The organism is Inquilinus ginsengisoli (assembly GCF_050434925.1).
Classification (GTDB): Bacteria; Pseudomonadota; Alphaproteobacteria; order DSM-16000; family Inquilinaceae; genus Inquilinus; species Inquilinus ginsengisoli_B.
This window is the reverse complement of the sequence record NZ_JBNDJK010000001.1, coordinates 4,503,055-4,524,987: the sequence shown is the minus strand read 5'-3', so window position 1 is coordinate 4,524,987 and position 21,933 is coordinate 4,503,055. Positions and strand designations below refer to the sequence as shown.

Below are 21,933 nucleotides of genomic sequence, written 5' to 3'. Positions count from 1 at the left end.
AAGCGTCATCAGGCCGTTCCGCCGACTCGCCCGGGCGTTCACGATCCGGTCTTGAAGCGGCGCCCGGACCGGCCGACATTGCCGCCATGAGCGACACCGTCACCGATCTTCCGCCCGATGGCCCACCCGGCGGCCCGCCACCCGAGCGCCCGAAGCCCGCGGGCCGTGCGAAGGCTCGGGCGCACAGCGTCGCCGACGGGGTCGCCGTGATCCAGGCGCATCTGCGCACCCTGCCCAGCTCGCCCGGTGTCTACCGGATGCTCGACGAGGCCGGCAACGCCCTCTATGTCGGCAAGGCGCGCAACCTGAAGAAGCGGGTCTTCGCCTATACCCAGACCGGCAAGCAGCCGGCGCGCCTGCTGCGCATGATCGCCGACACGGTCGCCATGGAATTCGTGGTGACCCGGTCCGAGGTCGAGGCGCTGCTGCTCGAAGCCAACCTGATCAAGCGGCTGAAGCCCCGCTTCAACGTGGTGATGCGGGACGACAAGACCTTCCCGCACATTATGATCTCGGGCGACCACACCTTCCCGCGCATCGCCAAGCATCGCGGCGCCACGGGCCCGAGCGGCCAGTTCTTCGGCCCCTTCGCCTCGGCCGGGTCGGTCAACCGCACCATCACCGCGCTGCAGCGCGCCTTCCTGCTGCGCAACTGCTCGGATTCGATCTTCGCCACCCGCAGCCGGCCCTGCCTGCAGTACCAGATCAAGCGCTGCACCGGTCCCTGCGTCGGCTATGTCACCGAATCGCAATATGCGGAACAGGTGGCGAGCGCGGTCGACTTCCTGAGCGGCCGCAGCCAGGGCGTGCAGGCCCGCTTCGCCGAGCAGATGATGGCGGCCAGCGAGCGGCTGGATTTCGAGCAGGCGGCGCGCTGGCGCGACCGCATCCGGGCCCTGACCAATGTCCAGTCGCATCAGGACATCAATGTCGAGGGCATCGGCGACGCCGACGCGCTGGCGATCCACGAGGCCGGCGGCCACAGCTGCATCCAGGTCTATTTCTTCCGCGGCGGCCGCAACTACGGCACCCGCGCTTATTTCCCGAGCCATGACAAGTCGGCGGAGCGGGCCGAGATCCTGGCCGCCTTCCTGAGCCAGTTCTACGACAGCCATCCGCCGCCGCCCCTGGTCCTGCTCAGCGACGAGGTCGCCGAGTGCGAGCTGCTGGCGGAGGCCCTGACCCTGAAGGCCGACCGCAAGGTCGAGATCGCGGTGCCGAAGCGCGGCGACAAGCGCCGGCTGATCGAGCATGCGCTGAACAACGCCCGCGAGGCGCTGGGCCGCCGCATGGCCGAGAGCGCATCCCAGGCGGTGCTGCTGGAAGGCGTGGCCCGGGCGTTCGGCCTGGACGCACCGCCGCGGCGGGTCGAGGTCTACGACAACAGCCATCTGGGCGGCACCAACGCGCTCGGCGCCATGATCGTCGCCGGGCCGGACGGCTTCATCAAATCCGCCTACCGCAAGTTCAACATCAAGGGCCCGGTCACGCCCGGCGACGACTACGCGATGATGCGCGAGGTGCTGACCCGCCGCTTCGCCCGCGCCCTGAAGGAAGACCCGGACCGCGAGCAGGAGGGCTGGCCCGACCTGGTGCTGATCGACGGCGGCCAGGGCCAGCTCGGCGTCGTCCGCGAGGTCTTCGCCGAGCTCGGCCTGACCGAGATCGCTTTGGTCTCGATCGCCAAGGGGCCGGACCGCGACGCCGGGCGGGAGCGCTTCTTCATGGCCGACCGGCCGCCCTTCAGCCTGGAGCCGAAGGACCCGGTGCTATACTTCCTGCAGCGGCTGCGGGACGAGGCCCACCGCTTCGTCATCGGCGGCCAGCGCACGCGCCGCGCGGGCGATATCACCCGCTCGCCGATCGACGAGATCCCGGGCATCGGCCCGCGCCGGAAGAAGGCGCTGCTGCTGCATTTTGGCTCAGCCCGCGCGGTCAGCCGCGCCAGCCGGCAGGATCTCGAGGCGGTCGACGGCATCAGCGAGGCGGTCGCGGGGCTGATCTACCGACATTTCCACCCCGACGCCTGAGGCACCTTGTGCTAGCGTTTGGAAGCCCCTGAAGTCAGTGTCGTCGCCATGGTTACCAGCCTGCCGAACCTTCTGACCTACTCGCGCATCGCGGCCATTCCCGTGCTGATCGCGCTGTTCTACGTGCCCGCCTCCTGGGCGTCGTGGACCTGTCTTGCGATCTACGCCGCCGCCGCCATCACCGACTATCTCGACGGCAAGCTGGCGCGGGCCTGGAACGAGACCTCGCCGATCGGCCGGCTGCTCGACCCGATCGCCGACAAGATGCTGGTCACCGCCGTGCTGTTCATGCTGGCCGCGTTCGGCCGGCTGCAGGGCTGGTCGATCATTCCGGCCGTGATCATCCTGCTGCGCGAGGTGCTGATCTCCGGCCTGCGCGAGTTCCTGGCCGGGATGAATGCACGTGGCCTGCCGGTCACCGCCCTGGCCAAGTGGAAGACCACGATCCAGATGCTGGCAATCGGCTTCCTGATCGTCGGCGACGCCGGCACCCGCGCCTTCGACGGCAGGGTGCCGGTGACCGAGATCGGCATCGCCGGGATCTGGGTGGCCGCGGTGCTGACCCTGGTGACCGGCTGGAGCTATCTGCGCGAAGGCGTGCGCCAGGCCATCACCGAGGACCCGCGCGGCCCGCCTCCGGCCAAGGCCGCCGGGACCTTCGGCTAGCGCCACAATGCGCGTCCTCGGCATCGCCGGCTGGAGCGGCAGCGGCAAAACCACGCTGCTGGCGAAGCTGATCCCCGCCCTGATCGGCCGCGGCCTGACCGTCTCCACGGTCAAGCACGCGCATCACGATTTCGATGTCGACCAGCCGGGCAAGGACAGCTGGCGGCACCGCGAGGCCGGGGCGACCGAGGTGCTGGTCTCCTCCGATCAGCGCTGGGCGCTGATGCACGAGCATCGCGGCGCCGCCGAGCCACCGCTGGCAGCGCTGCTGGCGAAGCTGCAGCCGGTCGACCTGGTGCTGGTCGAGGGTTTCAAGCGCGAATCCTATCCGAAGCTGGAGGTGTGGCGGGCCGGGACCGGCAAGACGCCGCTCCACCCCGAGGATCCGAGCATCGTCGCCGTGGTCAGCGACGGCCCGATCGCCGACCCCGCCCGGCAGCGGCTCGACATCGACGACATCGAGGCGATCGCCGATTTCGTCGCCGATTTCGCCCGCAAGGCCGGCTGATGGGCCGTCTCGCCGACGACTGCTTCGCCCTGGGCGACCGGCTGCTGTCGGTCGACGAGGCGGTGGCCGAGTTCCGCTCCCGCTTGGCCGTGGTCACGGAGGCTGAGAGCGTGCCGCTCGCCGCGGCGGAGAACCGGTTCCTGGCCGAGGATCTGGTGGCCGACCGGTCGGTGCCGCCGCACGCCAACGCCGCGGTCGACGGCTACGCCGTCCATTTCGGCGACCTGGCGCCCGGCGCCCCGACCACGCTGCCGGTGGCCGGCCGGGCCGCCGCGGGCCATCCGCTGGGCCGCCCCGGCCGGCGGGGCGAAGCGATCCGCATCTTCACCGGCGCGCCGCTGCCCGCCGGGCCGGACACGGTGGTGATGCAGGAGGACTGCTCGGCCGCCGGCGATTGCGTCACCCTCCCGCCCGGGCCGCGGCGCGGCGCCCATGTCCGGCCGGCCGGCGACGACATCCGTGCCGGCGACACCGTGCTGACCGCCGGGCGCCGGCTGGGTCCGGCCGAGATCGGCCTCGCCGCCTCACTCGGCCGCCCTGCCCTGCCCGTCCGCCGGACGCTGCGGGTGGCGGTGCTGTCGACCGGCGACGAGCTGCGCGCGCCGGGCACGCCGGTGGCCGAGGGCCAGATCTACGACGCCAACCGTTACCTGCTGATGGCGCTGCTGCGCCGGCTGGGCTGCGATGTCGCCGACTGTGGCATCGTGCCGGACCAAGCCGATGCGGTGCGCTCGGCGCTTACCGCCGCTGCGGCCGATGCGGATGCGATCGTCACCTCCGGTGGCGTTTCGGTCGGCGACGAGGACCACGTCAAGGCGGCGCTGGAGGCCGCGGGCGGCCGGCTGCATCACTGGCGACTGGCGATCAAGCCGGGCAAGCCGGTGGCGCTGGGCCAGATCGGCGGCGTGCCGCTGCTGGGCCTGCCGGGCAACCCGGTCGCGGCGATGGTCACCTTCCTGCTGGTAGCCCGGCCGCTGCTGCTGCATCTGGCCGGCGCCGAGCCAGTGCCGCTGCGCCGCTTCCCGGTCGCCGCCGGCTTCGCCCACGACAAGAAGCCGGGGCGGCGGGAGTTCCTCCGCGCCGTGCTGGAGACCGGCCCGTCCGGCGCACTGGTCGCCCACCGCCACGGCCGCGAGGGCGCCGGCATGCTGAGCTCACTTGCCGGCGCCGAAGGGCTGGTCGAGCTGCCGGAGGACGTGACTGCCGTGGCGCCGGGCGATCCGGTTGCCTATATCCCGTTGAGTACGTTGATCTGAGCGTTGGTTCTGCCGATAGGATCCATACCCAATGTCGTCATGGCGAGCCCCGGAGGGGCGTGGCCATCCAGCGGCCTAGTTCTTGAAAATGGGCCCCCTGGATCGCCACGTCGCTTCGCTCCTCGCGATGACGGTCCGGGGTCGGCGCGGACCGCACCAGCGAACCCTGATCTGAGAACCGGCATGAAGCTCCTGTATTTCGCCTGGGTCCGCAGCAAGATCGGCACAGCCGCCGAGACGGTGTCGCCGCCGGAATCGGTGCGCGATGTCGCCGGGCTGCTGGACTGGCTGCGCGCCCGCGGCGCCGGCTATGCCGATGCCCTGGCCAACCCGGCGGTGGTGCGGGTCGCGGTCAATCAGCGCTTCGCCAAGCCGGCCGACCCGGTGGCGCCGGGCGACGAGATCGGCATCTTCCCGCCGGTCACGGGGGGCTGAGATGGCGGTTCGCATCCAGGAGGCCGATTTCGATGCGGGCGCCGAAATGGCGGCGCTGTCGGACGGCCGCACCGATGTCGGCGGTGTCGCCTGCTTCGTCGGGCTGGTGCGCGACATCGCCGGCGGCGCCACGGTCACGGCGATGACGCTGGAGCATTATCCCGGCATGACCGAACGCCAGCTGGAGGAGATCGAGGCCGAGGCGCGCGGCCGCTGGCCGCTGCTGGAGGTGCGCATCGTCCACCGAATCGGCCGGCTGGGGCCGGGCGACCGGATCATGTTCTGCGGCGTCGCCTCGGCCCATCGCGGCGCCGCCTTCGAGGCATGCGCCTTCCTGATGGACTGGCTGAAGACCAAGGCCCCCTTCTGGAAGAAGGAGGAGACGCCGGAAGGCGAACGCTGGGTCGAGGCTCGCGCCGAGGACGACGAGGCCGCTTCGCGCTGGCGCTGACGGCCGTCGCCGATGGCAGTCCCTGACTGCTGTCCTGCCGATTCCCCGCTTCTCATCGTGCCGGCGGCGGTGTAGCCGGGCTGGAGCGAAGGGGGAAACGCAAGAATGGCGCAGGCATCGGCGCAACCGGCGACCGGCTGGGCGGATCTGCTCGCCGAAGGGCGGCTGCCGCAATTCGCCATGGTCTGCCTCGGCATCTGGCTGAACGCGGCCGATGCCCTGGTCACCGCCACCATCATGCCCAGCGTCGGCGCCGATCTGGGCGGCTATGCCTATTTCAGCTGGGCCACGGCCGGCTTCCTGGTCGGCGCCATCCTGGCCGGCGCCAGCGCCGGGCGGCTGTCGGAGCGGTTCGGGCTGCGCTGGGCCTCGGCCATCGCCGGCCTGGCCTTCGCGCTGGGCTGCGTGCTCAGCGCCGCCGCGCCCACCATCGGCATCTTCCTGGTCGGGCGGGTGCTGCAGGGCGTCGGCAGCGGCTGGGTCGCCGGCTTCTCGATGGTCGCGATCGCCGTCCTGTTCCCCGAACGCCACCTGGCCCGCATGTTTGCCGTCGCCTCCGGCATCTGGGGCATCGCCACCATCCTGGGGCCGCTGGTCGGCGGCCTGTTCGCCCAGGCGGGCGATTGGCGCGCCGTGTTCTGGCTGTTCACGGCGCAATCGTTGATCTTCGCCGCCGCCTCGCCCTGGCTGCTGAAAGGCACGGTCCGCAGCGGCGGCCAGCCGGGCGTTCCCTGGCTGCAGATCGGCGGGCTGGCGCTCGGTGTCGGTGCCATCGCCATGGCGGATGTCAGCCCGAACCCCGCGATCGCGTTGGCGCTGGTCGCCGCCGGCCTGGGCATCCTGGTGCTGGTGCTGCGGATCGACAGCCGCGCCCATATACGGCTCCTGCCGCGCCAAGCGGGAAACCTGCGCACGGTCTGCGGCACCGCCTATGCCGCCCTGTTCGCCATGATGGCGACCTCGATGGCGCTGAACGTCTACGGCCCCGCCATCCTGCAGACGCTGCACGGCCTGTCGCCGCTGTGGGCCGGCTATGTCGTGGCGGGAATGGCGCTGGCCTGGACCCTCGCCGCCTTCGTCGTCGCCGGCGCCACCGGCACGGGCGAGTTGCGCTGGCTGCTGCGCGGCGCTGGCTGCATCCTGGCCGGCGCGGTGCTGCTGGTGCTGGTGATGCGCGACGCGCCGCTGATCTGGGTCGTCGGCGCGTCCCTGCTGATGGGCGCGGGCTTCGGCTTCTCCTCCAGCCTGCTGAACCGGCGGCTGATCGGCGTGCTGGCCGATGACGACAGGGCGATCGGCAGCTCGGCCCTGATCGCGGTGCGCCAGACCGGCGGCGCGGTCGGCGCTGCCATCGCCGGGGCGACCGCGAACCTGGTCGGCTTCGGCTCGGGCCTGACGGTCGAGACCGCCCGGGCGGCGGCGCTGTGGGTGTTCGTCACCGCCCTGCCGCTGGCCCTGTTCGGCGCCTGGGCCGCCTGGCGGCTGACCGTGGCGGCCCGCCGCCCCGGCTAGCGCGATCCGTCGGCGGCCGGGTCGAGGCTGATCCACAGCGCACCCTCGAACGGCATGGCGGCGAAGCGGCTGTTGATCTCGGCCAGGGTGGCGGCGGGGTCGAGATCGCCGAAGATCTCCGGCCGCACCCAGCGCGCCACCGCCTCGACCGCCACGATGTTCAGCGGCACGGCATTGAAGAAGTTCCACAGCCCGTGGGTGCGGCCGTCGCGGGCCGCGAGGCCGGACAGGCCGGGCGTAGCAAGCACCGATGCGAGGCTCCGCCGGGCCGCTTCGGCCGGAACGCCGGGGCCGACAACGAAGCCGTGCGCATCCTCCGCCTGCGGCAGGCCGGTGGCGATGGTGACCTGCGGGTCCTGCCCGATCACATATTCGAGGCTGAGCACCCCGCCGCCGACATCCGGGAACCGATCCGCGGCGATGTTCCGGCCGCCGACCAGCGACACCAGCTCGCCCAGCCCGGTCTCACCGATCGCCCAGCAGCAGTCGTCCGGCTGCGGATAGGCATGCATGAGCACGGTCGGTCCCGGCTCCGGATGCGCCGCCATGCGCCGGCGGATGCGGTCCAGCCGCGCCTCCCAGAAATCGGCGAAGGCGTTGGCCCGGTCCTCGCGGCCGAGCACGCGGCCCAGCAGCCGCATGCCCGGCGCCGTGTTCGCCAGCGGCCGGTGGTTGAAATCGACCACCACCGCCGGCACCCCGGCCGCGGTCAACCGGTCCAGGATCTGGCGTCCCTGCTCGGTCTCGGCCTGCCAGGCGCCGAAGATCGCCAGATCCGCCCCGACCGTCAGCGCCTTTTCCAGCGAGAAGCTCTCGTCGGTGCCGCCGCCCACCACCGGCACTTCTGCCAAGCGCGGGAACTTCGCCAGGAAGGCGGCATAGAGACCGGGATCGTATTGCCGCGTGTCGTCGGCCCAGCCGGCCAGCAGCGACACCGGCTCGGGATCCAGCAATGCCAGCGCCACCAGGTTGATGCCCGCGCCCAGCAGCACCGCCCGCGGCTGATGCGGCACGGTCACCTGCCGGCCGGCGGCGTCGGTCACCGTCACCGGCCACTCCGCCCGGGCTGGCGAGGCGAGCAGGCAGGTCAGCAGCAGAAGGGCACAGGCCAGCGCCTTGGAGCGGTTCATGAATCGTCCTGGTCACGTTCCCAAAACGACCTAGACGAGAATGAGAATTAATGTCAATAAGCCGGCCGTTTGAATCCGGCGGGTTCTCAGCCGGGCTTCCCGTGACCGGAGCCGACCTTACCGATGCGACATCGACCAGGACCCCGCGCCTGCCTTCTGCTCGGGCTGCTTGCCACCACGGCGCTCGCGCCGAGACCGATCCTCGCCCAGGCCGAAACACAGGGGCCGGTCCCGGCCGCCGACACGGGAACCACCCTCGCCCCGATCGTGGTGCAGGGCAGCGCCGAGACGCCGACGACCGAGGTGCGGGGCTTCACTGCCACCACCAGCGCCAGCGCCACCAAGACCGACACGCCGCTGCTGGAGACGCCGCAATCGATCTCCGTCATCACCCGTGGGCAGCTGGATGCCCGCAACGTGCAGACCCTGCAGGAGGCCCTCGCCTATACCCCGGGCATACTGACCGGCCTCTACGGCTTCTCGCCGCGGCTCGATCAGTTCTGGATCCGCGGCTTCGACGCCGCCTATTTCGGCATCTTCCGCGACGGGCTGCGGCAGCCGACCGGCCAGGTCTTCGCCGGCATCCGCACCGAGCCCTACGGCCTGGCGGCGATCAACGTGCTGCGCGGCCCCGCCTCCGCCAATTACGGCCTGTCCTCGCCGGCCGGCCTGGTCGACCTGGTGACCAAGCGGCCGCCGGACCAGCCGCTGCGCGAGGCCGAGCTGCAATTCGGCAACCATGACCGCTATCAGGGCCAGTTCGACGTCGGCGGGCCGCTGGATGAGGAGAACCGCTTCTCGTGGCGCCTGACCGGGCTGTTCCGCGACAGCGACACCCAGATGCCGGCGGTGCCGGACGACCGCGCCTATATCGCGCCGGCCCTCACCTGGCGGCCGAACGAGGACACCACCGTGACCTTCCTCGGCGCCTACCAGAAGGACAAGAGCGGCGGCAGCCTGTTCAACCACTACTCGCCGGCCACGGGGCTGCTCGACATCCGCACCGCGGACCCGGCCTGGAACGACCTCGACATGGAGAGCGTCCGCGCCGGCTATCAGATCGAGCACCGGGTCGACGACGCCCTGACGCTGCGGCAGAGCTTCCGTTACGCCCATGTCGACGCCAACACCCGCTACGTCTACATCACCGGCCTCTCCGACGACGGCAACACCGTCTTCCGCCGCGCCGGGCAGGACCGCGAGAGCCTGGACACGGTGTCGGTCGACAACCAGGCGCAGTTGCGCTTCGACACCGGGCCGGTGCAGCACACCCTGCTGGCCGGGCTCGACTACACCTTCGCCGACACCACCAACATCGCCGGCGACGGCGCGGCCCCGGACCTCGACCTGACGACGCAGAACTACGGCAAGCAGCATATCGACATGCCGGCGGTCTATGCCCGCAGATCCCAGCAGCAGGATCAACTCGGCGTCTATCTGCAGGACCAGGTGCGCCTCGGCGGTTGGCTGCTGACGCTGAGCGGCCGGCACGACTGGGTCGACACCTCGACCAGGGAGCGCATCGCCGGCACCGAACAGGACGTCTCCGACAGCGCCTTCAGCGGCCGCGTCGGCCTGACCTATGTCACCGATTTCGGCCTCGCCCCCTATGTCGCCTACGCCACCTCGTTCAACCCGAATCTGGGCACGGATTTCCGAGGGCGCGCCTTCGAGCCGACCACGGCGGAGCAGATCGAGGCGGGCGTGAAATACCAGCCCGAGGGGCTGAGCAGCCTGATCACCGCCTCGGTGTTCCAGATCACCCAGGACAAGGGGCTGATTGCCGACGCCGGCAACATCAACTTCAAGGCCCAGCGCGGCGAGATCCGGGTCCGCGGCCTCGAGCTGGAGGGCCTGGCCGATCTCGGCGACGGCCTGAGCCTGCAGCTCGCCTACACCTATCTCGACCCGGAGGTCACCGAGGGCACCGCGGCGACCCAGGGCAAGGACCCGTCCGGCATCCCGAACCACATCGTCTCCGCCTGGGCCGACTACCGGGTGCCGGATGCGGTCGTGCCGGGGCTGAGCCTGGGCGCCGGCCTGCGCTATATCGGTTCGAGCTACCGCGACGACGACAACAGCACCGGCCGGAACGAGGCGGTGACGCTGTTCGACGCCGCGATCCGCTATGACCTGAGTGAGATCGAGTCGCGGCTGGACGGGGTGCAGCTGGCGGTCAACGCCACCAACCTGTTCGACCGCGACTATTCCACCTGCGCCCAGGGCTACTGCTACCAAGGCCAGGGGCAGACGGTGATCGGCAGCATCCGTTATCGGTGGTGAGGCGGGGTAGTGCCCCCCAAACTGTCATCGCCGGGCTTGACCCGGCGATCCAGGGGCCAGTCAGAGCGGCTTCAACATCTCTGGATGCCCGGGTCAAGCCCGGGCATGACAGGAAGAGCGGAAAGCGGAAAGGGCGCAGCTATCCAACCGCGCCCTTCGTCATTCCGTTAGCCTACGCAGCAGCGGCCTTCGGCTCCTTGCGGACCTCAGCCGAATAGGCGTCCATCACGGTCTTGCAGATCTGCGCCGGGGTGAAGCGGTGCGGGCCGATCTCGCCGACCGGGGTGATCTCGGCCGCGGTGCCGGTCAGGAACACCTCGGTCGCCTTGGCCAGCTCGTCCGGCTGGATGTGGCGCTCGATCACCTCGATGCCGTTGCGCCGCGCCAGATCGATCGCGGTCTGGCGGGTGAGGCCGTTCAGGAAGCAGTCGGCGGTCGGCGTGTGCAGCTTGCCGTCGATAGCGATGAAGACGTTGGCGCCGGTCGCCTCCGCGACATAGCCGCGATAGTCGTACATCAGCGCGTCCTGGTAGCCCGCCGCCTCGGCCTTGTGCTTGGCCAGGGTGCAGATCATGTACAGGCCCGCCGCCTTGGCGTGCACCGGGGCCGAGTCCGGCGACGGCCGGCGCCAGTCGGACAGGGTCAGGCGGATGCCCTTCATCTTGGCCTCGGCCGAGAAGTAGCTCGGCCATTCCCACACCGCGATGGCGACATGGATGGTGTTGGCCTGGGCCGAGACGCCCATCATCTCCGACCCGCGCCACGCCACCGGGCGGATATAGGCGTCGGTCAGGCCATTCTTCTCGAGGGTCAGCTTCTTGGCCGCATCCAGCTCCGCAGTGCTGTAGGGCAGCTTCATGCCCAGCGTGGCGGCGGAGAACTCCAGCCGCTTCGAATGCTCCGTGCCCCTGAAGATCCGGCCGTTGTAAGCCCGCTCCCCTTCGAATACAGAACTGGCGTAGTGTAGCCCGTGAGTCAGGACGTGGATGTTGGCGCTACGCCATTCGACCAGCTTGCCGTCCATCCATATCCAACCGTCACGGTCATGGAAGGGAGTCGTCGACATGATGGGCCTTTCCCGCATTGTCGTTTGTGTCGCCGTCGGACCGTGAGCGGTAACATTCGGGGTCAAAACAAGTCAACATGGCTGACATAAAATCGCCCGTAAACCCGCTCTTCCTCCGCGAGGAGGAGATCCGCCAAGGCATCGAACTGCTATTCTACGCCTATCGCGGCTTCACTGCCGAGCCCGACGCGCTGCTCGCAACCCTGGGTCTCGGCCGAGCCCATCACCGTGCGCTTTATTTCGTCGGACGGCATCCGGAGATCACGGTCAGTGCGCTGCTGGCCATCCTGCGCATCACCAAGCAGAGCCTGGGCCGGGTCCTGAACGACCTGGTCGAGCGCGGCTATGTCGAGCAGCAGCAGGGCCAGCGCGACCGGCGCCAGCGCCTGCTGACCCTGACTGACAAGGGGGCCGCGCTGGAGCGCCAGCTGTTCGAGAGCCAGCGCCGATTGATCGGCCAGGCCTACCGCAGTGCCGGGGCCGATGCTGTGGACGGCTTCCGCAAGGTGCTGGAGGGGTTGATCGCCCTGAGCGAGCCGGCGGCCCTGGACGAGGAGCCGGAGGCGCCGGCCCCCCGCGTCGCCAGCCGGTAGCCGCCCATGACCACGACCGCCGACGAGCCCGCCCACATCCTGGTCGTCGAGGACGACCGCCGGGTCCGCGAGCTGCTGCGCAAATACCTGATCGAGAACGGCTTCCTCGTCACCGCCGCGGTCGATGCGGCGGACGCACGGGAGAAGCTGGCGGCCATCGCCTTCGACCTCCTCGTGCTGGACGTGATGATGCCGGGCGAGACCGGGCTGCAGCTGACCGCCGATCTGCGCCAGCGCATGAGCACGCCGATCCTGCTGCTGACCGCCCGCGGCGAGCCGGAGGACCGCATCGCCGGGCTGGAGAGCGGCGCCGACGATTACCTGCCGAAGCCGTTCGAGCCGCGCGAGCTGGTGCTGCGCATCAACAGCATCCTGCGCCGCCTGGCGCCCCCGCCGCCGCGGGCCGCCGGCACCATCCGCCTCGGCGCCTTCACCTTCGACATCGAGCGCTGCGAATTGCTGCAGGAGGGCGAGCGCGTGCGCCTGACCACCGGCGAGGAGAACCTGCTGCGCATCCTGGCCCAGCATGCCGGCGAGACCGTGTCGCGCGAGGCCCTCACCGAATCCGGCACGATCGACGGCGGCGTTCGGGCGGTCGACGTGCAGGTGACGCGGCTTCGGCGTAAGATCGAGCCCGACCCGCGCCTGCCTCGCTATCTCCACACCGTGCGCGGCGAAGGCTATGTGCTGAGACCCGACGGATGATGCCCTCTCCCGCCCTGCGCCGGCTGTCCACACCCCTTGGGCTGCGGGCGCGGATCAAGCGGTTTCTGCCACGGACCCTGTTCGGGCGGGCGCTGGTGATCATCGTCACCCCGATGATCCTGGCCCAGGCGATCTCCACCTATGTCTTCTTCGGCCGGCACATCGACGTGATCACCACGACGATGGCCCGCACCGTCTCCGGCGAGATCGGCCTGACCATCGACGAGATCTCCGGCGGCATGTCGCCCATTGCCCGCGGCGCCGTGTTCCTGCGGGCGCAGCGCAACACCGGGCTGATCTACGGCTTCGATCCCGGCGTCGAGCTGGGGTCGACCAGCAGCGACGCGCTGGACGAAGGCCAGCGCGCCCTCTCCCGGGCCATGCGCGCGTCGCAGCCCTACGACTTCACCATCCGGTCCAACCGGGACGACGACACCGATGTCGTCCGCATGCAGCTGCCGGAGGGCGTGCTGACGGTGGAAGTGCCGTCGAAGCGGCTGTCCAGCTTCACCACCAACCTGTTCTACCTGTCGATGATCGGGTCGACGGTGATCCTGTCCGCCGTCGCCATCATCTTCATGCGCAACCAGCTGCGCCCGATCCGGCGCCTGGCGATCGCCGCCGACCGCTTCGGCAAGGGCCGCGACATGCCCGGGTTCCGGCCGCATGGGGCGGAGGAGATCCGCCAGGCCGCCGAGGCCTTCATCGAGATGCGCGACCGCATCCGCCGCCAGATCCAGCAGCGCACCGAGATGCTGGCCGGCGTCAGCCACGACCTGCGCACGCCGCTGACCCGGATGAAGCTGCAGCTCGCCATGCTCGGCGACGGGCCGGACATCGACGAGCTGCGCACCGATGTCGAGGAGATGCGGCAGATGATCGACGCCTACCTCGCCTTCGCCCGCGGCGAGGGCACCGAAGAGGCGACGCCGACCGACCTCGCCGCCTTCCTGGAGGAGGTGGTGGTGGCCGCCCGGCGGGAGGGCGCCGACATCGCCTTCGATGCGCCGGAGAGCCATATCCTGCCGCTGCGGCGCGAGGCGATGCGGCGCTGCCTGGCGAACCTGCTGTCCAATGCGCGGCGGCATGCGCAGCACATCCGGCTGTCCGTGGTCCAGGACGACACCGCCGTCGCCCTGGTGGTCGACGATGACGGCCCCGGCATCCCGCCGAAGCAGCGCGAGGAGGCGATGAAGCCCTTCGTCCGGCTGGACGAGTCGCGCAACCAGGAGACCGGCGGCACCGGCCTGGGTCTCGCCATCGCCCGCGACGTGGCGCGCCGGCATGGCGGCGACCTGGTGCTGTCGACCTCGCCGATGGGCGGGCTGCGCTGCACGGTGCGGCTGCCGCTCTGAGCCTCAGGAGGCGCCCGATGGGACGGCTGCGGGAGATCGTGTTCGAAAGCCGGTCGGCGCCTACCCTGGCCCGGTTCTGGGCTGCGGCGCTCGATGGCTATGCCGTGCGGCCCTATGATCAGACCGAGATCGACCGGCTAGCCGCGCTGGGCCTGACACCGGAGACCGATCCCGTCGTCCTGGTCGACGGGCCAGGGCCGAGCCTATGCTTCCACCAGGTGCCGATGCGCGACTACACCAACAACCGCGTCCACCTCGACATCGCCGCCGCCGACCGAGCAACCGAGGTCCGGCGCCTGCTGGCCCTCGGCGCCAGGCTCCAGCGCGAGGCCGAAGGCTACACGGTGCTGCTCGATCCGGAAGGCAACCAGTTCTGCGTCGCCGAGAAGCCGGCGGAGTAGCACCTGCGCAGCTGGGAGGCCGAATTCGACCCCTGAGCGGCGCTTCCAGCCAGAGCGCTCGAAGTGTTGTTTCGTCCCCATTGCCGACGTTGGGAGGACTTTCAGGCTCCTTCGAACCGGACTTCCGGCTCGACCAGGCTGGTCCAAAACCAGACCTTCGATCATAGGCAGTGCGTTGCCGGGCCAATCGGCTCGACGTCCCCCATCCATTCGAGAACCCCTCATATAACTCGCAATCTCGCATCTAGTCGGCTTTCGATGCCTTGACGATTTGGTAAAGGGCGGCGACAGCCTCGTTGAGTTTGCTGGTGCCCTCCGGCGGCTGACTGTTGGTCTGGACCGTGATCATCAAGTCCTCGGCGGCGATCCATACGTAAAGCGTCCGATAGCCGAGGGTCTCGCCTTGGTAGAACCACTGCGCGCCCATGGGGCCCAGGATGCGGTTGCCCAATCCCAGAGAGAAGCCGGCCGGATCATCATCGGAAACAGCGGCGATCGGTTCGCCCGTCTTCATCGAAACGAGCTGCATCCACTCCTGCTGCTGCTTCGGCGGCACCACCTTCCCGTGGAACACTGCGCGCATCCAGCGATCGACGTCGCGGGCGCTGGAAATCGCGCCGCCGGCTGCTTGTGCCCAGGAGGTGCTGGCCTCGCGCATGTCCCGTCCGATGATCGGCAGGTTCCACGATTCCTTGCAGCCAGGTTGGTAGTCGGCACACGCCTGGTTCTCGAAGTAGCCATGCGATAGCCGGTTGATCACCGATTCCGGGTAGGTCCCGGCTTCATAGAATGTCGAGTACAGACCATGCGGCTCGATGATGAGATCATGGACGAGGTCGCGATAGCGCTTGCCGCCGGCTTTTTCGGCGATCATCCCGGCGAGAACATAGTTGGTATTGGAATAGAAATAACCGCTGTTTTCTGAAAGGCGGTTGGTCGCGCTCGGATACGCGGCGGCGACAAGCTCTTTCATCGTGAAGTCCCGTTTGGGCTGGTCCGCCCAGGCACGGGACATCCATTCGGTCTCGGAGTAATTGGGAATGCCGCTCGTCATGTTGAGGAGGCGGCGGATGGTAACGTCCTGCCACGCCGGATACTCAGGCAGCCACTTGCCGAGCGGGTCGTCGATCGAGAGTTTTCCCGCCGCTTCGAGCTTGAGGATCACCGCGACGGCGAATGATTTCGACGTGCTCCCCATCTGATAGAGGGTGTCCTGGTCAACCGGGCCGGCGCCCGGGTCGCGGCCCACTGTCCCGGCGAAGGCTTCGATTGCCGGTCCGCCATCACCGAAGCTGATGTACGCGGCGATGCCGGTGACCTTTTCGATCGGCGCTCGCGCCTCCAGCCAGGCGGCGAGCGCAGACTGGACCTTCTCGACCTGGGTCGGCTCAGCCGCCAGACAGAGATTGGCAGCCAGGGCAATGCCGGCTCCCAAGAGGACCGAAAGCATTCCATTCTTCATCTCGCACTCCCGACTGTCGTCACGACGATGCTCCCAAAGGCCGCCATCTGCGCGCACCGGTTCCGGCGCAAGGGTTCAGAACCGGTAGGCCAACCGCCCCAGGCCGGCATGTGAGGCATAGCCGTCGCCGACCTCGGCGCCGTACTGGAGCCGGAAGTCCCAGCTCGTGCTGCTCAGCACCTCGGCGCCGAGAGTGAACTTGCCCAGCACGTCCGGGATGGGCGTCGTGGCGCGGAAGCCGCGGCTGCCCGGCTGATCGGCGAAGCGCGCTGTCGCCGCCCAGTCGCCATTGGCGTTGAGCTCGAGGCCGGCGCTCGCGAACGGACGCAGCACCACGGTCTCGCCGATGGCGATGCGCCCGCCCACGTCCACCGCGGGAATCGCCGTGAAGGCCGTGGCGCCCTCGGACTCGACGGCAAGGTCGAACGGGCCGGCCCCCGTCTCGGTGTAGCTGTTGCCATGCACATAGGTCAGGTGCAGGTCGAGGCGGGGCTGCACGTACCAGTCCGCGATCGGCGCCTGATAGGCGAGCCGCGCATGGGCGCCGACATGCCAGATGTTCGGCGAGGCATCGGCGGTCGCCCGGAAGCTGCCGGCTTCTACCGAACGCCGGCTGTCATACCAGCCATAGCCGAAGTCGAGCGCACCCGCGGCCTGCCACGGCCCGGTCTGGTAGCGGAGCGTCGCGCCGAGCAGCACGCTGTCGCCGCTGACCTGCGAGCTGCCGCCGTCGCCGCGGAAGCTGCTGCTCTCGTACCCGATCGATCCGCCGAGGAACCAGGCCGGTGCGATCTCGCGCTGGCCGCCGGCCTGCAGCGTCCAGGCGGTCGTGTGGTAGCCCAGCGCGTCGCGGGTGCTGTCCTGGTCGGTCACGCCGCCGAAGGCGCGCGACCAGACGCAGCTGGCCTCGTCCTGCGTCCGGCCGGCGCCCTCGAAGGTCGCGCATTCGTCCAGCATGTTGGTGACGAAACCCCGGCTCGAGCTGTAGCGGAGGGCTGCGACCGCCCCGACCGTCTGCCCGGAGAGGCTGTTCAGCGCCCGCGCGTAATCGCTTCCGTCCCCGACTCCGGCGAGCGCCGTGAAGCCGTCATCGAGCGCGGCGCCGTCGTCCCAGAGCCGCTGCAGATGCGCCGCCACCCGACGCTGGTTCCGGCCCAGCGCACCGGCCGCCGCGCTGAACTCCGCCACCGGCTGCACCTGCAGGCTGCCGCCGGATTGCTGCATGTCGAAGCGGTAGAGATGGGTGCGGCTGGCCGTGAAGCCCGGATCGACCGCCAGCCCCCCGGTTGCGCTCAGCACCGTCACGGGGCGGTTGGCGAGCGACACCGGATGCACCTCCACCACCCCGCCCAGGCGCGCATGGCCCTGCACGTCGAGGAGATCCGACGTGCCGGTGCTGTGGTTCGTCTCCACCACCAGATGGCCCGTCGCGCCCTGGACGAGGTCGCCTGTGACGGTCGTCCGGCCGATCGCCCCGGCGCCGCCGACCTGCAAGGTGCCGGCGTTGCGGAGCTGGCCGCCGTTCAGGTCGATGGCCGTGAACGCCTCGATCACGCCGCCGGGACGGTTGTCCACGACATTCCCGGCCCCGCCGTTGAAGACGATGTCGCCCGAGATCGTTCCCGTGTTCGCGACGTAGGTGTTGCCCGCCGCCGTGTCGGTCAGGATCGCCAGGCGATTGAGCGATGAGATGGTCCCCGCATTGTCGATCTCGTTCTCGGCGCCGCCCATCAGCCGAATGCCCGCCACGTCGCGCTGTGTGGGGTCTTGACCGCCGGGGAAGGCAGCGTCGGTCTGGCCGCCCTGAACGCTCGACTTGCCATCGATTGAAATCTGGATCTGGCCTGGCGACGATCCATCGCCATCGCTCTGGGCGAAGATGCCCGGCGACCCCGCCCCCGCCGCCGAGACGAGGCTGCCGGTGAGCGAGATCGCAATATCTCCGCCGCTGCCGGCGCCACCGGCGGTGCCGCGCGCCTGGATCTTGTCCTGGGAGCCGTTGGCGTTGTTATAGTTGACCAAGCCGCCACCGCCGCCGATGCTCTGGGCGAAGATGGCCGGGGCATAGTCGCCCGTGGTCTGGATGCGGGCGAGATTCGCACCGATCGAGATCTGTCCGCCATTGCCGGCGTTGGACGTCACGGCCGGCGCCGTGCCGGTCTGGTACAAGTGAACCGAGGACGGATCGCCGGCGAAGCCGCCGCCGCCGCCGATGCTCTGGGCAATGATGCCATAGGCGCCTTTGCCGGCTGTGAGAATCGCCGTGCCCGTTTCGAGATCAACGTCGACATTGCCGCCGTCGCCGGTGGCGCCGCCGGGCCCGCCCGGGCCGCCCCGCAGGATGACCTGCCCCCCGACGGCCATCCCGCCGCCACCCCCGATCGACTGCGCCAGGATGGCATGCGCGTCCAGGCCGGATGTGGTGATCGGGCCGCCCGTGGTGACGGCGACGTCCCCGCCGTCGCCGGCGATGCCGTTCCGGCCGCCCAGCGTCAACGTCAGCCCATGGACGTCGGCAAGACGCCCTTGCGGGTTGATGACGATCTTGGAGGGATCGAAGGTCTGGTCGGTGGTCATCGTCCGGACCAGCCCGCCGCCGCCGCCGACACTCTGGGCAAAGATGGCGATGCCGTGCTTGCCGGTGGTGGTGATCGCGCCGTCCGTCGTGACGCCGACGGTGCCGCCATCCCCTCCGGTGCCGCCATTGCCGCCGACCCCGACGGAGAGGCTCTTCAGCGAACCGCTGACGGTGCCGGCCAGCGATCCCTCGCCGCCGCCGCCGCCGATGCTGTGCGCCAGGATGCCGAACGCGGCCACGCCCTGCGTCAGGATGTGGCCGCCCGCCTGGTTGACGACCGTCACGGAACCGCCTTTGCCGCCGCCACCACCCGCGCCGCCCACCCCGATCGCGGTCTGGATCGGCGTGTCGTCGGCGGCGGCGCTGGTCGACGTTGCGCCGCCGCCGCTGCCGCCGCCGCCGCCGACGCTCTGCGCATAGATGCCGTCCGATTGGGCCCCATAGGTCGCGATTCCCCCGGTGTTGGTCGCATTGGCCGCGCCGCCGTCGCCCGCGGCCCCGCCGCTGCCGCCGACCGACACCGAGACGTTCATCTGCTTCGCGGTGCCGTTCTCCGGATCACCCGCCTGCGGCTGCGAGAAGATGCCGTTCAACTCGTCGTATGTCGCCTTGATCTCCTCGCCGATATGCCCGATCCGCAGGATGCCGTCGCCGAGATTGGTGACCGTCCGATTGAGGCCCAGGCCGCCTGCCAGGATGTCGAACAAGGCCTTCGCATTCGAGAAGTCGGGTGATCCGCCGGCGGTGGCGCCGCCTTTGCCGCCCTTGCCGCCGCCGCCGCCGATGCTCTGCACGGACAGGCCGATCGCATCGGTGCCGCGGGTCACGATGCTGCCGCCATTCGTGACCGTGGCGGTGTTGCCGTCTCCGCCCGCACCGCCGCTCCCGCCGACCCCGACGGCAAGGCTCAGCGTGCCGCCGCCGGCCGTCGCCACCCCACCCCCGCCGGCGCCGCCGCCCCCGCCGACGCTCTGGGCGAACACGCCATCGGACCCGTCGCCCACCGTCGTCACCGCGCCGGTGTTGGTGACGCCGACGGTGTCGGCGTGGCCGCCGGTGCCGCCGGTCCCGCCCACGCCGATAGAGGCGGCGAAGCTGCCCTTTGCCTTGCTCGCCGCCGACGAGGCATCACCGGCGCCGCCAGCCCCGCCGCCGCCGCCGACGCTCTGGGCAAACACGCCATAGGCATCCTGGCCCCGCGTGGCCACGAGACCGTCATTCCACACCGTCACCGCGCCGCCGGTCCCACCGGTGCCCCCGGCGCCGCCGACCGCCACCGCGAGCGAGATCGTGACGCCGGCCTGGGGGCCGCCGGAATAGGACGCCGCCGTGCTGTCGCCACCCGTGCCGCCGCCGCCGCCGACCGACTGCGCCATCACCCCGATGGCGCCGTCGCCGGCCGTGGCGATCAGCCCGTTACTGTCGAGTTCGACCTGGCCGCCGGTGTTGCCCGCCCCGCCCTGGCCGCCCGTCGCCACCGAGATCGAGATGGCGGGGACCTCCTTGCTCGGCGAGAGGTCGACCGCCCGTGCCGCCGCCGCCCCACCCGTTCCACCCCCGCCGCCGATGCTCTGGATCAGGATTCCGGTGGCATCCGCGCCATAGGTCGTGACCTGGCCGGTGTTGCTGACGGAAACGTTCCCCGCCGGGCCGCCGCTGCCGCCGCGGCCGCCGACCGCGACCGCCGCAGTCGGAAGGGCGTTGGCGGCAAAGGTGAACGCCGCGCCCCCCTTGCCGCCACCACCGCCGATGCTTTGCGCCTGGATGCCGGCCGCGTGATCGCCATAGCTGGTCATCAGCGACTTGTTGGTGACGTTGACCAAGCCGCCGCCGCCGCCGCCGCCGGCGTCGCCGCCGACCGTCATCGAAAAGAAGCCGACGCCCGTCGAGGCCGCGCTGCCGCCGGCCCCGCCGGACCCGCCGATGCTCTGGGCCAGGAGGCCCGCGCCGCCGAGCGTGCTGGTGGAGGCGAACACACCGTTCGTCAGCTCGACATTGACCGCTCCGCCATTGCCGCCGAGACCGCCATTGCCGCCGATGGCAACCTGGGTGCCGATCGAGATGTCGTTCGTGTCGCCACCCACGCCGCCGCCGCCGCCCACGCTTTGCGCCACCACCGCGATGGCGCCCTTGCCGGTGGCGACCACCGAGCCGCCGGGCGCCTGGACCAGGACCGCGCCGCCATCCCCGCCCGCAGCCCCGGCGCCGCCCTGGGCGAAGAAACTCGCATTGCCGCCATCGCCGCCGGCACCGCCGACACTCTGCACCAGCGCGCCATGGGCGAAAGCCCCCGAGGTCCGGACGCTGCCCATGCTCGCAGAGTTGCCGAGGGTCAGGGTGGCCCCACCGCCGGCGCCCGCGAATCCGCCGCCGCCCGCCTCGCCGATGCCACCCGCCCCCGCACCGGACCCACCGGCGCCGCCATTGGACTGGACCAGGACGCCCTGGCCGCCGCTCTGGCTGGAATAGGCGACCGAGCCGAGGATGGTGGCGCTGGCAGTCCCGCCATTCCCGCCATTCCCGCCGCTGCCGCCTTGCTCCTCAGCCGCGGAGTGCGCGGTTCCGCCGGCGCCGCCATCGCCGCCGATCGCCGAGACATAGAGTCCGGCACCCGCCGACAGGAACGGGCCCAGCGTGACGGTGACCCCGCCGCTGGTGAGCAACAGGCTGGCTGTGCCGCCATTGCCGCCCGCTCCGGCATTGCCGCCCGAGACCGAGAACGAGTCGGATGCATCGCCTCCGTCGCCTCCCGCCCCGCCCTCTGCGGTGGCAAGCAAGCCGAATTGCCTGGTCGTGACAGTGCCGCCCAGCCAGTTCAGCGACGCCGAGCCCGCCTGACCGCCATCGCCGCCATTGCCGGCTATGACATCGGCCAGCTGCCATGGGAAGCGGGAGGCGGCATTGCCCCCGTTTCCGCCCGAACCGCCGCTGGACAGCGCCGAAACGCCAGCGGTATACGCCTGGACCGATCCGCTTGCCGTGAGCGCGACCGAGCCGCCGGAACCGCCTAGACCGCCAAACCATCCGTTGTGAGACCCGGTTCCCTCATCGCTGGAATCCCCCCCCTTGCCGCCTTCGTTGCCTGCGGACCACACGTAGAGTCCATAGGTCGCCAGACCGGTCTGCGGATCCGGAACGAAGGTGCCATTGAACCCGACGGCAATATTGCCGCCCGCTCCGCCGGCGCCGCCATAGCCGCCCCGGTTTTCGTCCAGGCCGGCGAAGCCGCCTTGACCGCCGGCGCCTCCAACGCCGCCCGCGCTGGTGATGATTGCGCCGTAGGTCGCAAGGTTGGCGTCAGGGTTGCCCCCGCCGATGAGCGTCAGGGCCGTGTTGGTGCCGCTGATCTGCCCGCCGGCCTGGCCCGGACTGCCATCCTCGCCGTTTTCGTCATCGCCTCCATCGGGCCCGACGCAGCCGGAGAGACCCAGCGAGGTCACCCCATATGGCTTCAGCGGTGGATTGTTGCCGAAGCTCTGGTTCGAGAAGTTCGCCGTGACCG

Annotated in this window: 16 protein-coding genes; 12 read left to right on the top strand and 4 right to left on the bottom strand. The window is 70.2% G+C overall.

Features of this window, described 5'->3' with window-relative positions:
- Window positions 1-86 precede the first annotated feature (86 nt).
- From uvrC to QFZ27_RS21580, 7 genes are all read left to right on the top strand, one after another.
- The gene (gene uvrC, locus QFZ27_RS21610) at window positions 87-2,030 is read left to right on the top strand and encodes an excinuclease ABC subunit UvrC (protein ID WP_429228505.1); all 1,944 of its coding nucleotides are present in this window, start codon (window positions 87-89) and stop codon (window positions 2,028-2,030) included.
- A gap of 48 nt (window positions 2,031-2,078) precedes the next feature.
- Complete coding sequence (pgsA, locus tag QFZ27_RS21605) at window positions 2,079-2,696, top strand: CDP-diacylglycerol--glycerol-3-phosphate 3-phosphatidyltransferase (RefSeq protein WP_429228504.1); 618 nt, start codon at window positions 2,079-2,081, stop codon at window positions 2,694-2,696.
- Window positions 2,697-2,703: 7 nt separating this feature from the next.
- Complete coding sequence (gene mobB, locus QFZ27_RS21600) at window positions 2,704-3,204, top strand: molybdopterin-guanine dinucleotide biosynthesis protein B (RefSeq protein WP_429228503.1); 501 nt, start codon at window positions 2,704-2,706, stop codon at window positions 3,202-3,204.
- Window positions 3,204-4,460, top strand: coding sequence for a molybdopterin molybdotransferase MoeA (locus tag QFZ27_RS21595; RefSeq protein WP_429228502.1), 1,257 nt, complete (start codon window positions 3,204-3,206; stop codon window positions 4,458-4,460). Before mobB ends, QFZ27_RS21595 begins: the two co-directional genes overlap by 1 nt.
- A gap of 183 nt (window positions 4,461-4,643) precedes the next feature.
- Window positions 4,644-4,895 carry a molybdopterin converting factor subunit 1 gene (gene moaD, locus QFZ27_RS21590; protein WP_429228501.1) on the top strand — a complete coding sequence of 84 codons (252 nt, stop codon included), beginning with the start codon at window positions 4,644-4,646 and terminating at the stop codon, window positions 4,893-4,895.
- A gap of 1 nt (window position 4,896) precedes the next feature.
- On the top strand, window positions 4,897-5,346 hold the full coding sequence (moaE, locus tag QFZ27_RS21585; RefSeq protein ID WP_429228500.1) for a molybdopterin synthase catalytic subunit MoaE: 450 nt from the start codon (window positions 4,897-4,899) through the stop codon (window positions 5,344-5,346).
- Between the two features lie 105 nt (window positions 5,347-5,451).
- Window positions 5,452-6,858, top strand: a complete 1,407-nt coding sequence (locus QFZ27_RS21580) for an MFS transporter (protein ID WP_429228499.1) — start codon at window positions 5,452-5,454, stop codon at window positions 6,856-6,858.
- Here the strand turns inward: QFZ27_RS21580 and QFZ27_RS21575 are convergent.
- Window positions 6,855-7,988, bottom strand: a complete 1,134-nt coding sequence (locus QFZ27_RS21575; protein WP_429228498.1) for an ABC transporter substrate-binding protein — start codon at window positions 7,986-7,988, stop codon at window positions 6,855-6,857. The genes QFZ27_RS21580 and QFZ27_RS21575 overlap by 4 nt on opposite strands.
- Window positions 7,989-8,111: 123 nt before the next feature.
- Here QFZ27_RS21575 and QFZ27_RS21570 point away from each other — a divergent pair, with 123 nt between their 5' ends.
- On the top strand, window positions 8,112-10,271 hold the full coding sequence (locus QFZ27_RS21570; RefSeq protein WP_429228496.1) for a TonB-dependent siderophore receptor: 2,160 nt from the start codon (window positions 8,112-8,114) through the stop codon (window positions 10,269-10,271).
- A gap of 172 nt (window positions 10,272-10,443) precedes the next feature.
- Here QFZ27_RS21570 and QFZ27_RS21565 read toward each other — a convergent pair whose 3' ends face one another.
- A complete protein-coding gene (locus QFZ27_RS21565) occupies window positions 10,444-11,337 on the bottom strand; it encodes a branched-chain amino acid aminotransferase (RefSeq protein ID WP_429228495.1) in 894 nt (297 codons plus the stop codon).
- Between the two features lie 77 nt (window positions 11,338-11,414).
- Here QFZ27_RS21565 and QFZ27_RS21560 point away from each other — a divergent pair, with 77 nt between their 5' ends.
- From QFZ27_RS21560 to QFZ27_RS21545, 4 genes are read left to right on the top strand one after another with little or no spacing between them, the layout of a single operon-like run.
- Window positions 11,415-11,930, top strand: coding sequence for a MarR family winged helix-turn-helix transcriptional regulator (locus QFZ27_RS21560; RefSeq protein WP_429228494.1), 516 nt, complete (start codon window positions 11,415-11,417; stop codon window positions 11,928-11,930).
- Window positions 11,931-11,936: 6 nt separating this feature from the next.
- Window positions 11,937-12,635, top strand: coding sequence for a response regulator (locus tag QFZ27_RS21555; protein ID WP_429228493.1), 699 nt, complete (start codon window positions 11,937-11,939; stop codon window positions 12,633-12,635).
- Window positions 12,632-13,990 carry an ATP-binding protein gene (locus QFZ27_RS21550; RefSeq protein ID WP_429228492.1) on the top strand — a complete coding sequence of 453 codons (1,359 nt, stop codon included), beginning with the start codon at window positions 12,632-12,634 and terminating at the stop codon, window positions 13,988-13,990. The genes QFZ27_RS21555 and QFZ27_RS21550 overlap by 4 nt, the downstream gene beginning before the upstream one ends.
- Before the next feature lie 17 nt (window positions 13,991-14,007).
- A complete protein-coding gene (locus tag QFZ27_RS21545) occupies window positions 14,008-14,391 on the top strand; it encodes a VOC family protein (RefSeq protein WP_429228491.1) in 384 nt (127 codons plus the stop codon).
- Window positions 14,392-14,635: 244 nt separating this feature from the next.
- On the opposite strand, the gene QFZ27_RS21540 is transcribed toward QFZ27_RS21545, so the two are convergent.
- Together QFZ27_RS21540 and QFZ27_RS21535 are read right to left on the bottom strand one after the other, a co-directional pair.
- Window positions 14,636-15,853, bottom strand: coding sequence for a serine hydrolase domain-containing protein (locus QFZ27_RS21540; RefSeq protein WP_429228490.1), 1,218 nt, complete (start codon window positions 15,851-15,853; stop codon window positions 14,636-14,638).
- Between the two features lie 75 nt (window positions 15,854-15,928).
- Window positions 15,929-21,871, bottom strand: a complete 5,943-nt coding sequence (locus QFZ27_RS21535; protein WP_429228489.1) for a hypothetical protein — start codon at window positions 21,869-21,871, stop codon at window positions 15,929-15,931.
- Window positions 21,872-21,933: the final 62 nt, after the last annotated feature.

Bases quoted from the DNA above. Each gene is read 5' to 3' on its own strand.
- uvrC (WP_429228505.1), top strand. From the start codon at position 87: ATGAGCGACACCGTCACCGATCTTCCGCCCGATGGCCCACCCGGCGGC.
- pgsA (WP_429228504.1), top strand. From the start codon at position 2,079: ATGGTTACCAGCCTGCCGAACCTTCTGACCTACTCGCGCATCGCGGCC.
- mobB (WP_429228503.1), top strand. From the start codon at position 2,704: ATGCGCGTCCTCGGCATCGCCGGCTGGAGCGGCAGCGGCAAAACCACG.
- QFZ27_RS21595 (WP_429228502.1), top strand. From the start codon at position 3,204: ATGGGCCGTCTCGCCGACGACTGCTTCGCCCTGGGCGACCGGCTGCTG.
- moaD (WP_429228501.1), top strand. From the start codon at position 4,644: ATGAAGCTCCTGTATTTCGCCTGGGTCCGCAGCAAGATCGGCACAGCC.
- moaE (WP_429228500.1), top strand. From the start codon at position 4,897: ATGGCGGTTCGCATCCAGGAGGCCGATTTCGATGCGGGCGCCGAAATG.
- QFZ27_RS21580 (WP_429228499.1), top strand. From the start codon at position 5,452: ATGGCGCAGGCATCGGCGCAACCGGCGACCGGCTGGGCGGATCTGCTC.
- QFZ27_RS21575 (WP_429228498.1), bottom strand. From the start codon at position 7,988: ATGAACCGCTCCAAGGCGCTGGCCTGTGCCCTTCTGCTGCTGACCTGC.
- QFZ27_RS21570 (WP_429228496.1), top strand. From the start codon at position 8,112: ATGCGACATCGACCAGGACCCCGCGCCTGCCTTCTGCTCGGGCTGCTT.
- QFZ27_RS21565 (WP_429228495.1), bottom strand. From the start codon at position 11,337: ATGTCGACGACTCCCTTCCATGACCGTGACGGTTGGATATGGATGGAC.
- QFZ27_RS21560 (WP_429228494.1), top strand. From the start codon at position 11,415: ATGGCTGACATAAAATCGCCCGTAAACCCGCTCTTCCTCCGCGAGGAG.
- QFZ27_RS21555 (WP_429228493.1), top strand. From the start codon at position 11,937: ATGACCACGACCGCCGACGAGCCCGCCCACATCCTGGTCGTCGAGGAC.
- QFZ27_RS21550 (WP_429228492.1), top strand. From the start codon at position 12,632: ATGATGCCCTCTCCCGCCCTGCGCCGGCTGTCCACACCCCTTGGGCTG.
- QFZ27_RS21545 (WP_429228491.1), top strand. From the start codon at position 14,008: ATGGGACGGCTGCGGGAGATCGTGTTCGAAAGCCGGTCGGCGCCTACC.
- QFZ27_RS21540 (WP_429228490.1), bottom strand. From the start codon at position 15,853: ATGAAGAATGGAATGCTTTCGGTCCTCTTGGGAGCCGGCATTGCCCTG.